Raw genomic sequence first — 12,441 nt, 5'->3', positions numbered from 1 at the left:
GCTACGGCTCGATCGTGAAGGAGAGAAAACATGTTCAGGTCACTGATTCTGGCGGCAGTCTTAATGGCTTTTACACCGCTGGCCGCGAACGCTGGCGAAATCACCCTGCTGCCATCAATAAAATTGCAAATTGGCGATCGCGATAATTACGGTAACTACTGGGATGGCGGCCGCTGGCGCGACCGGGATTACTGGCACCATAACTATGAGTGGCGCAAAAATCGCTGGTGGCGTCATGACAACGGCTACCATCGTGGCTGGGATAAACGCAAAGCTTATGAACGCGGCTACCGAGAAGGCTGGAATGACCGTGACGACCATCGCGGTCGTGGGCGCGGCGGTCACGGGCATCGTCATTAAGAAAAGGAACCTGTGGTAACAGAGAATTTTTAACAATGGCAAAGGGTTCCGTTCACCGTATGTTCATTATATCTCTGAACCCCTCATTCCCGTAACGGCAAGGGAGGCTCACCGTCTCCCTTGCCACCCAGGCTTCCGGCAGGAAAAATCGTCACTTCGTGATCCATTCGCCTTATGTCGTCTTCCTTCGGATCGCTTCAGTACGCTGACTTTCAGTTCAATCCGTTTCGCTTTAATAAAAAATACCTTTGCAGCTAATCAATCCTTAAGTGACCAGCATTAACCTGCAGGCTGCTTTTTTATGGTCAAATCCTGCGCTTTTTATTTTTCACTATTTGCCCTTGAGCAAAAATCTCCTGAACGTATCTTATCCTCAAGAGAATTCACGTCAGGATTAACTTATGAATGCTAATTTTAAGAATGAAATTCAGACATTCGGTCGATCGCTATTATTACCGATCGCCGTACTGGCGCCTGTGGGGATGGTCATGGGAATTAGCGCTGCGTTAGGGCAGAGCTATATGATTGATAAACTCCCCTTTCTGGGCAATGAAATTTTCAGAGCAATTCTCTCTTCTCTGGGATTAATCAGCAGCGTCGTTTTTAATAATATTCCTTTACTGTTCGCGATGGGTGTCGCCTACGGTATGTCTAAAAAAGAAAAAGGGATTGCTGTATTTGCGTCCGTCGTGGCTTACCTGACTCTGCTTATCGCCATGCATGTGCATCTTAAGCTGGCGGGTACGCTGGCGAAAGATGATATGGCTTTGGTCGGACAGGGAATGGTATTAGGTATTCAGACGCTAAAAATCGAAGCGCTGGGCGGCATTATTGCCGGGCTGCTGGCAGCTAAAATAACCGACCGTTTTTACCGGCTGCAATTACCTCTCGCTTTCGCCTTTTTCAGCGGTAAAAAATCCGTCGCGATCTTAGCCATTGCTTTTTCCATTCCCGTCGGCTTGATCATTCCTTTTATCTGGGATCTGTTTACCGCAGGTATGCGCGCCATATCAACAATAATGATGGCACCCAACATTGGTGCAGGTATCTATATGACGCTCAATCGCCTGCTGATCCCGTTTGGCCTGCACCACGTCCTCAGTTCCACCGTGCGTTTCACCGCGGCAGGCGGTACGTACCTGATTGACGGGCAGACCTATGTCGGTATTTTGCCCGCTATCAATAAAATCCTGTTTGAGCTTGGTCCCACCCATCCGGCCTGGAAAGAGTATATGCCGACGCTCACCAGCTATCTTGCCTCATCACAAATGCTCACGACGCTGTTCCGCGTTCCGGCGATTGGTCTGGCGATGTACCACATGGCCTATTTCAAGAATAAGAAATTTGCCAAAGGGATGATCCTGACCGTGGTGCTGACCGCCATGCTGGGGAATATTACCGAACCGCTGGAGTTCTCCTTCCTGTTTATCGCGCCAAAACTCTTTATTGTCTATGCGGTACTCTGTGGCTTATTGACCATTCCACTGCAATTACTGGAAGTCTCCATCGGCTATATTCGCGGCACCATTTTTGATTTTGGTATTTTCGGTTTGATGTATGAACACACCCAATGGATTAATTTAATTATCCTCGGCGTGATTAACTTTGTTGTCTTCTATTTCGTCTTCCGCTTCGCGATCGGTAAATTTGATATTAAGACCCCGGGCCGCGAGAGTGAAATCGCTGACAGCACCTTACTGAACAATAAAGAGTACGACAAAGTCGCCGAACTGGTGATTCAGGGGCTGGGCGGGACAGACAATATCAAACGCGTTGAAAACTGCGTTTCACGGTTACGTATTGATTTGAAAGATCAGAAAAAAATGGACATGGCCATTCTTAAAGAATCTGGCTCGCTGGGAACCTTTATCCCCTCCAGCAACCATGTTCATGTGGTATTCGGCCCACACGTAGAATTTGTCCGTAACGCGGTAGACGACCGCCTCGTCGGTGCGAAATAAATTCAAGGAGATAGTAATGCGTGCACTGTATGATTCAAAAAGCAAAACGATCGACGATCGAGGAATGAAATCTCTGCTCGCACAGCCAGCGCGGGTACAGTCATGGCTCGATGTTGAAGCCGCCCTGGCTCAGGCACAGGCCGGACACGGCATGATCCCCGCCAGCGCCGCAGTCAATATTACCGCTAACTGCCACGTGGATAAGATTGACCTGACGGAAATGGAACGCCTGCTGCGCGAGATTGGTCACGGCTTCGTTCCGGTCATCAAAGTGCTGGTCAAAGCCTGTGACAGTGAAAGCGGAAAATACGTGCATTACGGCGTCACCACGCAGAATATTCAGCAAACCGCACAGCTTTATCTGGCAAAGCAGTTCGATACCATCATGCAGGGTTTTGTGGACGATATTCTGCGTAACCTGGCAAAGATGGCATCTGACCATAAAGCAACGATTATGGCCGGACGTACCCACGGTAAGCACGCGCTGCCCATCACCTGGGGCTATAAAGCCGCCGTGTGGATTGATGAGTTACTGAGCGCCCAGCAGCGCATGCGGGAAGCGGAAAAACGCGTCTTTACCGTGATGATGGGGGGAGCCGTGGGCGCCTTCCACGCGACCGGTGAAACCGGCCGCCGGGTTCAGGATAGCGTTGCCCAAAAGCTGGGAATGCATTCAATGGCGATTCCCTCCCGCAACTCGCGCATTTACCGCACTGAATACATCAGTAATTTGTGCCTGCTGGCGACGACGTTACACAAAATAGCCGAAGAGGTTTATCAGACCTCAAGCGAAGAGTTTGCCGAAGTTTCAGAAGCCTTCACTAAAGGCACCGTTGGCAGCAGCACCATGCCGCAAAAAGTGAATCCTAAACTGGCGAAGGGGATCATCGCCAACGCGCAGAAATTGTACTCAGTATTGACCTCCTGCCTGTATGTCAGCCCACGTCCCTTCGAAGCAGACAGCTCCGCTTACTTTATCTTTGACGGTAATATTCAGGAGAGTATGGAGTTAATGGCTGAGATTGTGATGCGAGCCGAAGAGTTGACGCGGACGCTGGTCATCAATCCTGGTCGTATGCGCCAGAATGTGCAGTTAACGCATGGTCTTATTAATAGCGAAAAAATCATGATGCAACTGGTGGAAAGGCTGGGCAAAGATGCCGCACATGAACGCGTCTACCAACTGGCAATGCGCAGCACGCATGAAGGCATCCCCTACGCTGATGTGCTGCGTGATGACCCTCTTATTCGCCAGCACTTTAGCGACTCAGAAATTAATACGCTGCTGGATCCTGCTCACTACATCGGCCTTTGCGCAGAAATCGCCGAGGAAACGGCCGCTCGCGTATGGGAGAAAGACAATGGCTGATCCCCTGCTTTCTCTGGCAAGTGAACGCATTGTCACCCCGAATGGAATCGAAAGCGGCTATCTGCATATTGAAAGCGGACGTATTTCTGGCCTCGACAGTACGCCACGCGGAAAAATCGTCGATTATCGCCATGCCATGCTGATGCCCGGTTTTGTGGATATTCACGTTCACGGCTGGGGGAGAGGGTCGTTTGCCTGGAGAGGTGAACGCCGTTCTTTGCAGGCGATGAGCCGGGATCTGGTTAACGCCGGGGTTACCGCGTGGCTTGCAACATCAGCCACCCAGCCGGAAACGTTCTTGCTGGAGAGTCTTTCCACCGCCGCAGACTGGATTGCAGACGCAAAAGCGGAAGATGGTGCCGAAGCGGTGGGTATTCATATGGAAGGCCCCTTTATTAACCCTGCATACAGCGGAATGCAGAGCAAGGACGCAATTCAACCACCCGGTATCGAAGGATTCAAACGCTATCAGCACGCCGCGAGGGGAAATATCCGTCTGATGACGCTCGCACCTGAACTGCCGGGCGCCCTGGCGCTAATCCGCTATTTACGCCAGTCAGGCGTCACCGTGTCAGCCGGTCATACCGACGCCACCTTTGATGAAACCACCCTCGCCATTGAAGCCGGTTTAACCCACTTTACCCATGCCTTTAGCGCCATGCGCGGGCTGCATCACCGGGAGCCTGGCGTGGTGGGGGCGCTGATGTACCATCAGAATACGTATGCCGAGGTGGCAAAGCAGAGCGGGATTACGTTGCGACCAGAAGTGTTCGACATTCTCTATCGGTTGAAAAAAGATCGCCGGTTGGTCATGGTCAGCGATTGTCTGGGATATGTGGATTTTCCCGAAGGATCTGAATTCCACCATTACCTGCGCCAGGAGACGTTTCGCATTCACAATCATTGTCTTGAAATCACCGACCACAGCGGAAAGACCCGAACGGTTTCACCCACGGAGTGGTCCGAAGTGTGCAAACTGGAGATGAGCTTTCTGGACTCCGTGAAAAATGTGGTCGACAGGCTGGAAAAAGGCTGGGTTTCAGCCGCGCAGATTGCCTGCCTTAATCCGGCAATCCTGGTGGGTGTTGACGCGAGAAAAGGCAGCCTGACGTCAGGAAAAGATGCCGATATTCTCGTGTTGGGTGCAGAGTTAAACCTGGAAGCCGTCTGGTGTCGCGGCGTTTCGCAACCTCTGGTTAAATAAAAATATCACTGTAATGCGTATCAAGAAAAATTTTTAACGCCTCCTGGCTCATTCCCTGAACCTGCTGAATAAAGTCCTCAGCAGGTATTTTTTTGCGCGCGGAGGGAAGTCCATTTTCGCGTAATAACAGGAGATCGTCCTGCGTGAGCCAGAAATTCACTTTGACATAATCCAACCCGGCGTAGCGGAGATGACTCGATATCTTGTTTGTGAAGGTAATCAGCAGGTCGAATTCGAGCTGCTGAAGCCGCGCAATCTCATTGATGTTGATGCAGGCGGGGATTTCAATATGGAAGCGGGAGAAAAGCATCTCTTTAAAATAGCCGACCTTACTCTCTGACGAGTTCGTCACAATAATGACCCGCTTTTTCTTATCGCCAACAACCCGATTTTTGAGCGCATACTTTTTGATAATCAGCACCAGGGTTGCCAGATGAATAGCAGAAAAGGTCGTTTGCCAGTGATGTTCAATCTCTTTCACCGCATACTGGACATGTTCCCATAGCTCAGGATAGCGTCGCTGGACATCATGGAGCTTTTTATCATCGAACCAGAGATGAAATTTATTCTGGATGATGGCGGCATAGATAAAATTATAAATCTCCGCAAACCAGGCGTGCTGATTGTGAATGGTGTTCTCCAGACATCCGGCTAAAGCGTGACAGGTGCGCTTAACGTAAGAGACCAGCCGGGCGTCGTATAATGTGAAGGGGCGATGAGTAAACGTCAGTGAAGCAATCAGCAGATCCAGACAGATATTTTCATCCGCATCAGGCAATACGCCATAAGGAAAGGTGGTCAAAAACTTAGCCGCCGAACTCTCCGTAATTCTGTGTCCCCTGCGGATACGGTGCAGGGCAAGGCTAAGATAGACCAGTAAGTATTTTCTGCCGTTATATCCCAGGGCGATGACCGGACTGATTTTATCTTCGTAATAGTCTGCCGCCTGGTTTATCTGTGCAGCACACTCATGAAGAAACTGTTCGGCAATTGAACGGCCTGTCGGCTCATTGGCCTGGTGGGCGATTAGTCGGTGATCCTCACCAATTTCGACCGTTTTTAGTATCGTCATGCACGCCGCCAGCCGCAGCTGGAACTCATCCCCCGCAAGCCGGGAGCCCTTACGCGGGATACTTTGCACAATCAGATCGCGTTCCTGCACCAGGCTCATCATGACGGGATTATCATTTTTTACCGTTCCCGCACTGACATAAAATTTTTTGTAATAATCATTTTTATTCACGACATCGTGCAAACAGAGCGCCACAAAGAGATCCTTCACCCTCTCTTCTGCCGTAGTGATATAGCGATTAAACTGGACGCGCGCTAAAAACTGTCGGTATTCGCTGTAGCCAATCCGGGTGGTAATAAACTGATTATCCTGATGTAGCTGGACATTTTCTGGCAGAAGTTCATTGAGCTCTTTCATTGTCCGTTTTAGCGTGGAGAGCGTTTTACCGAAACGCTCGACGGCCTCTTCAACGGGGAGCGGACTGTTGTCCTGGAGATATTTCAGGAAAGAGAGATCAAAGTGATTCATGAACGCCTGCCAGTTAATTATGCAGGGCACATAATAGAGGAAAACCTCAATTAAAACCGTGACCCGTCGCGAGTCACGGTTGATTATAGCCCCATCGCCGTGCCAGCCAGTAGCCAGAGATTGAGCGCCACGACCAGTATCACAATGACCCAGCCAATCTGTTTAACGCAACGACGATTGACCAGATCCCCCATCAGCTGACTGTCGCTGGTGAAGATCAGCAGCGGCACCAGCGCCAGCGCGATACCAAAACTGAGCAACACCTGACTCATCACCAGAATACGGGTCGGATCCAATCCCATCAGAATCACAATAAATGATGGCATCATGGTGACGGTACGGCGTACCCATAGCGGAATGTGAAAACGGATAAACCCTTGCATCACCACCTGCCCCGCCAGCGTACCGACCACGGTAGAAGAGAGTCCCGCAGCCACCAGGCTTAAACCAAACACCGTCGCTGCAGCGTGACTCAACAACGGTTCAAGTGTCAGATACGCCTGATCGAGATCGGCAATACCGGTATGCCCGCTAAAATGAAATGCAGCGGCAGCCGTCGCCATCATCGCCAGATTGACAAATCCGGCAATCGTCATGGCGATAGCCACATCCCATTTAGTGGCCGCATAGCGTTGTTGGCGTGTTCCGCCGTGCAAATGCTGAGTTAAGGAAGAGTGCAGATAAATGACGTGCGGCATGATAGTCGCACCGAGCACCCCAGCGGCCAGGAACACCGCTTCGGAATTAGGCAGGCTTGGGATCACCATTCCCTTACTAAGCTGCGCGAAGTTCGGTTGGGAAAAAACCAGCTCCACAATGTAAGCCGCGGCCACAAACAGCAGCAGGCCGCCAATCACCTTTTCCAACGGTTTTTGACCGCGACGCTGCAGCATCAGAATTAAGAACGTCGCGATACCGGTGAGTACGGCCCCTTGCAATAAGGAAACGCCGAGGATCAGTTTGAAGCCAATCGCAGCGCCAATAAATTCAGCAAGGTCTGTTGCCATAGCGATAATTTCTGCCTGCACCCAGTAGAACCACACCACCGGGCGAGGATAATGATCGCGAATTTGCTCCGCCAGGTTTTTACCCGTAGCAATGCCGAGTTTTGCCGACAGCACCTGAATCAGCATCGCCATCAGGTTTGCCCAGACCACCACCCACAGCAATTGATAACCAAAGCTGGCCCCTGCCTGGATATTGGTGGCGAAGTTACCCGGATCGATATAACCGATCGCCGCGATGAACGCAGGTCCCATTAATGCGAGCTTCAACTTGCGCGCTGCCCGCCCACTGCTACTCTCAACGCGATCGTTAGTCATTTTAATGCCTCAGAAACATAGCCTTTGCTATGTTTCAAGCTACGCCTACTGAGAATGATTATCAAATTCATTTTAATGGGTGACGTTGATTTCTCTGATAGCGTTTGTCTATGGATCGATAAGGATTCTGGAAATACCGGCGAGATGTTTAATTATTGTTATGAGAATAGCACAATGACATAACTTTTCACTTCCATACTAAACATAACGGAAGTGTATCACCGATCACTAATTTTGAATCTCGTCACAGGTCCTTATTATAGTGTGTGTTTGATCTCGTTTTCTTTATGGTTGTTACATAGAATGTGCACGAAAACTAAACCTGCCTCATATTTGGAGCAAATATGGACCGCGTTCTTCATTTTGTCCTGGCCCTTGCCGTGGTTGCGGTACTCGCACTGCTGGTAAGCAGTGACCGTAAAAAAATCCGCATTCGTTATGTTATTCAATTGCTTGTTATCGAAGTGTTACTGGCATGGTTCTTCCTGAACTCTGATGTCGGTCTGGGCTTCGTGAGAGGCTTCTCCGAGATGTTTGAGAAACTGCTCGGGTTTGCTAATGAAGGGACAAACTTTGTCTTCGGTAGCATGAACGATAAAGGCCTGGCATTCTTCTTCCTGAAAGTGCTTTGCCCGATCGTCTTCATCTCCGCCCTGATCGGTATTTTGCAACATATCCGCGTACTGCCGGTAATCATCCGCGCGATTGGTTTCCTGTTATCCAAAGTAAACGGTATGGGCAAACTGGAATCCTTCAACGCCGTCAGCTCTCTGATCCTGGGTCAGTCTGAGAACTTTATCGCCTATAAAGATATTCTCGGCAAAATGTCTCGCAACCGTATGTACACCATGGCTGCAACGGCGATGTCGACCGTTTCCATGTCTATCGTCGGCGCGTACATGACCATGCTGGAACCGAAGTACGTGGTTGCGGCGCTGGTTCTGAACATGTTCAGCACCTTTATCGTGCTGTCGCTGATCAACCCTTACCGCGTTGATGCCAGCGAAGAAAATATCCAGATGTCTAACCTGCACGAAGGCCAGAGTTTCTTCGAAATGCTGGGTGAATACATTCTGGCTGGTTTCAAAGTGGCAATTATCGTTGCGGCGATGCTGATTGGTTTCATCGCACTGATCGCTGCCCTGAACGCCCTGTTCGCCACCGTGACCGGTTGGTTTGGCTACAGCATCTCTTTCCAGGGCATCCTGGGTTACATCTTCTACCCGGTTGCATGGGTAATGGGTGTGCCGTCCAGCGAAGCGCTGCAGGTGGGCAGTATCATGGCGACTAAACTGGTTTCCAACGAGTTCGTTGCGATGATGGATCTGCAGAAAATCGCCGCTACGCTCTCCCCGCGCGCAGAAGGCATCCTGTCCGTGTTCCTGGTTTCCTTCGCTAACTTCTCTTCCATCGGTATTATCGCCGGTGCGATTAAAGGCCTGAACGAAGAGCAAGGTAACGTGGTTTCTCGCTTTGGTCTGAAGCTGGTGTACGGCTCTACGCTGGTGAGCGTACTGTCTGCATCTATCGCCGCACTGGTGCTGTAAGCGTAAGACAACGTCGCAGTGATAAAACCGGGGAGATTCAGATTCTCCCCGGTTTTTTTATGCCTGCGATTCAGCAAACCAAAGAGATAAAGAGTAAGAACTGGCTGGATGCAGAAACAAAAAACCCCCGCTTTTCAGCGAGGGTTTAAATTTTGGTGGAGCTAAGCGGGATCGAACCGCTGACCTCTTGCATGCCATGCAAGCGCTCTCCCAGCTGAGCTATAGCCCCACGATGCTTTTACGTACGTACCAAATTCATTGGGATTAAATTTGGTGGAGCTAAGCGGGATCGAACCGCTGACCTCTTGCATGCCATGCAAGCGCTCTCCCAGCTGAGCTATAGCCCCATTACGTAAAGCTTGTCGAGTTGACGGGCGGCATCATATGAATTCCCTTCGCGTGTGTCAACGGCAAAATTAACTCATAGAATTCAATCGCTGAAAAAGCAGTCAAATGAAGAACATTGCGTAACAACTCGCATTCAGTAGTTAAACGCGTCACGGTTTCTACTAAAATGGTGCTATAAAATGAACCACTAATTAACCCCACGACTATTCAGGGAATCGTTATGTTCAAGGAACGGATGACGCCAGAAGAACTTGCTAATCTGACCGGATACAGCCGACAGACCATCAATAAATGGGTACGCAAAGAAGGTTGGGCGACATCACCAAAACCAGGCGTTCAGGGCGGTAAAGCCCGGCTGGTTCACGTCACCGAACAAGTTCGTGAATACATTCGCAGCGCTGAGCGTTCAGCCGAAGGTTTATCAGATAACTTATCGTTATCCGGCGATACCTCTGTTGAAGCGCTGCTGATTAGGCTCGCTAAAGAAATGACGCCGACAGAACAGAAAATGTTTACCTCACTGATCCTGCGTGAAGGCATTACGGGTTTATTACAGCGTTTAGGGATCCGCGAAAACAAATAATATGAAAAAATTACGCAGCAAAATGACGACCGAAGAGCTGGCGGAATGTCTCGGGGTTGCCAAACAAACCGTCAATCGTTGGATCAGAGAACAAAACTGGACTACCGAAAAGTTTCCCGGCGTTAAAGGTGGTCGTGCCAGACTGATTCATATTGACTCCAGCGTCCGCGCGTTTCTGCTCAATATTCCCGCTTTTCGCAAAGTTCCTGAAGTTTATCAGGCTGAAGAACCGCTGGCAGAATACACCCACGTAGTACGCAGCCACGCGTGTCGCCAGATAATTAGCGCACTGGACAACATGTCCCCAACGGAACAAGAAAAGCTGGCGATGTATATTTCGCGCGAAGGTATTCGCACTTTTCTTACTCGTTTGGGTATTGATGAGTCTGAATAACAGGCAAAAAAAACGGCAGGATACGCTCCTGCCGTTATTTCATCGGTCAATCAGTCTTATTGCTGGCTTTCACGCTCAGCAATAAACGCCAGCGCTTTATTAATACGCTCAATGCTGCGGGATTTACCAATCGCATGCACCGTAACGTCTAACGCCGGGGACTGACCCGCGCCGGTAACGGCTACGCGCAGCGGCATCCCGACTTTACCCATACCAACTTCCAGCTCATCAGCCGTTGCCTGAATCGCATGGTGCACGTTTTCTGCCGTCCACTCGCTAATCGCAGCCAGCTTGTCACGAACCACTTCCAGCGGCTGACGCGCAACCGGACGCAGGTGTTTCTTCGCTGCATCAGCGTCGAACTCGGCAAAGTCTTCGTAGAAGTAGCGGCAGCTCTGCGCCATCTCTTTCAGCGTTTTGCAGCGCTCACCGAGCAGTTTAACCAGCTCTGACAGCTGCGGGCCTACGCGGGTATCGATATTTTCCTGCTCAATGTGCCATTGCAGATGGGTTGCTACATATTCCGGCGCCAGCGCATTAATATAGTGATGGTTCAGCCACTGCAGTTTTTCAGTGTTAAACGCACTCGCAGACTTGCTCACCGCACCGAGGGAGAACAGTTTGATCATCTCTTCACGGGTGAAAATTTCCTGATCGCCACTGGACCAACCCAGACGCACCAGATAGTTCAGCAGCGCTTCCGGCAGGTAACCGTCGTCGCGGTATTGCATAACGCTGACCGCACCGTGACGTTTGGAGAGTTTTTTACCATCGTCACCGTTGATCATTGATACGTGTGCGTAAACTGGCACCGGCGCGTTCAGCGCTTTCAGGATATTGATCTGACGCGGAGTGTTGTTGATATGGTCTTCACCACGAATAACGTGGGTGATTTCCATATCCCAGTCGTCGACAACAACACAGAAGTTGTAGGTCGGGGAACCGTCGGTACGGCGAATGATCAAATCATCCAGCTCCTGGTTGCTGAATTCGATCGGCCCACGGATCTGGTCGTCAAAAATAACGGAACCGTCCTGCGGGTTGGCAAAACGGACCACGCAAGGTTCATCAGCGGCATGATGCTCGTGGCCGTGGCGGCATCGGCCGTCGTAACGCGGCTTCTCACCGTTCGCCATCTGCTCTTCGCGCAGCGCGTCCAGACGCTCTTTAGAGCAGTAGCATTTATATGCGGTGCCTGCTTCCAGCATTTCATCAATCACCGCGTTGTAGCGATCAAAACGTTTGGTCTGGAAGTACGGGCCTTCATCCCATTCCAGATTCAACCAGTTCATGCCATCCATAATGGCTTCAATAGCTTCCGGAGTGGAGCGTTCGAGATCGGTGTCTTCAATACGCAGCACAAACTCACCGCCATGGTTGCGTGCAAAAAGCCAGGAATAAAGAGCAGTACGCGCACCGCCGACGTGCAGGTAGCCTGTCGGGCTTGGCGCGAAGCGAGTTTTGATTTTCATGAAATGGCCTTACGTTTATAAAGATGCCGACAACCGGCAAATCCAGGGAAGATTATCAGGCTCGTATTCTATCACCCTGGTCTGATTCCTCAATGTTGTTCAGGTTGGAACATTACGCTTTGCCATTTTCGTATACAAATCATGCCGCACGGACTGTTTTGCGATCGTTTTGTTTAAATTTACGACGAACGAACAATTTCTTTAGAAAATGCGTTGACTCATTTTCAACTCTCCCTATAATGCGACTCCACACAGCGGGGGTGATTAGCTCAGCTGGGAGAGCACCTCCCTTACAAGGAGGGGGTCGGCGGTTCGAACCCGTCATCACCCACCAACTACTT

At 50.3% G+C, this 12,441-nt stretch carries 10 protein-coding genes and 3 tRNA genes; 8 read left to right on the top strand and 5 right to left on the bottom strand.

Annotated features, from left to right (window positions below; all coding sequences use genetic code 11):
* Positions 1-30 precede the first annotated feature (30 nt).
* From ypeC to HV229_RS07290, 4 genes are all read left to right on the top strand, one after another.
* A complete protein-coding gene (gene ypeC / locus HV229_RS07305; RefSeq protein WP_016153906.1) occupies positions 31-360 on the top strand; it encodes a DUF2502 domain-containing protein YpeC in 330 nt (109 codons plus the stop codon).
* 401 nt (positions 361-761) lie between these two features.
* Positions 762-2,321 carry a PTS transporter subunit EIIC gene (locus HV229_RS07300; RefSeq protein ID WP_181547168.1) on the top strand — a complete coding sequence of 520 codons (1,560 nt, stop codon included), beginning with the start codon at positions 762-764 and terminating at the stop codon, positions 2,319-2,321.
* A 16-nt stretch (positions 2,322-2,337) separates the two neighbouring features.
* Positions 2,338-3,690, top strand: a complete 1,353-nt coding sequence (locus tag HV229_RS07295) for an adenylosuccinate lyase family protein (RefSeq protein ID WP_181547166.1) — start codon at positions 2,338-2,340, stop codon at positions 3,688-3,690.
* On the top strand, positions 3,683-4,894 hold the full coding sequence (locus HV229_RS07290; protein ID WP_181547164.1) for an amidohydrolase family protein: 1,212 nt from the start codon (positions 3,683-3,685) through the stop codon (positions 4,892-4,894). The genes HV229_RS07295 and HV229_RS07290 overlap by 8 nt, the downstream gene beginning before the upstream one ends.
* On the opposite strand, the gene HV229_RS07285 is transcribed toward HV229_RS07290, so the two are convergent.
* Both HV229_RS07285 and HV229_RS07280 read right to left on the bottom strand, forming a co-directional pair.
* Positions 4,887-6,434, bottom strand: a complete 1,548-nt coding sequence (locus HV229_RS07285) for a hypothetical protein (RefSeq protein WP_181547162.1) — start codon at positions 6,432-6,434, stop codon at positions 4,887-4,889. The genes HV229_RS07290 and HV229_RS07285 overlap by 8 nt on opposite strands.
* Before the next feature lie 83 nt (positions 6,435-6,517).
* A complete protein-coding gene (locus HV229_RS07280; RefSeq protein WP_047358788.1) occupies positions 6,518-7,756 on the bottom strand; it encodes an Nramp family divalent metal transporter in 1,239 nt (412 codons plus the stop codon).
* Between the two features lie 344 nt (positions 7,757-8,100).
* Here HV229_RS07280 and nupC point away from each other — a divergent pair, with 344 nt between their 5' ends.
* Complete coding sequence (gene nupC / locus HV229_RS07275; RefSeq protein ID WP_016153912.1) at positions 8,101-9,303, top strand: nucleoside permease NupC; 1,203 nt, start codon at positions 8,101-8,103, stop codon at positions 9,301-9,303.
* Positions 9,304-9,456: 153 nt separating this feature from the next.
* On the opposite strand, the gene HV229_RS07270 is transcribed toward nupC, so the two are convergent.
* Positions 9,457-9,532 (bottom strand) — tRNA-Ala (locus tag HV229_RS07270).
* A 42-nt stretch (positions 9,533-9,574) separates the two neighbouring features.
* Positions 9,575-9,650: transfer RNA gene (locus HV229_RS07265), tRNA-Ala, on the bottom strand.
* A gap of 221 nt (positions 9,651-9,871) precedes the next feature.
* On the opposite strand from HV229_RS07265, the gene HV229_RS07260 reads away from it, so the two are divergent.
* Positions 9,872-10,234, top strand: a complete 363-nt coding sequence (locus HV229_RS07260; RefSeq protein ID WP_016153913.1) for a YfeC-like transcriptional regulator — start codon at positions 9,872-9,874, stop codon at positions 10,232-10,234.
* Position 10,235: 1 nt separating this feature from the next.
* On the top strand, positions 10,236-10,628 hold the full coding sequence (locus HV229_RS07255; RefSeq protein ID WP_016153914.1) for a YfeC-like transcriptional regulator: 393 nt from the start codon (positions 10,236-10,238) through the stop codon (positions 10,626-10,628).
* Positions 10,629-10,684: 56 nt separating this feature from the next.
* On the opposite strand, the gene gltX is transcribed toward HV229_RS07255, so the two are convergent.
* Positions 10,685-12,100: a glutamate--tRNA ligase gene (gltX, locus tag HV229_RS07250; RefSeq protein ID WP_005130009.1), complete on the bottom strand. Its 1,416-nt coding sequence runs from the start codon at positions 12,098-12,100 to the stop codon at positions 10,685-10,687.
* Positions 12,101-12,358: 258 nt separating this feature from the next.
* Here gltX and HV229_RS07245 point away from each other — a divergent pair.
* Positions 12,359-12,434: transfer RNA gene (locus HV229_RS07245), tRNA-Val, on the top strand.
* The last annotated feature ends 7 nt before the right edge of the window (positions 12,435-12,441 follow it).

The sequence above is a fragment of the Citrobacter sp. RHBSTW-00524 genome, assembly GCF_013747755.1.
Lineage (GTDB): Bacteria > Pseudomonadota > Gammaproteobacteria > Enterobacterales > Enterobacteriaceae > Citrobacter > Citrobacter braakii.
This window is presented reverse-complemented; position numbering and strand designations above follow the sequence as displayed.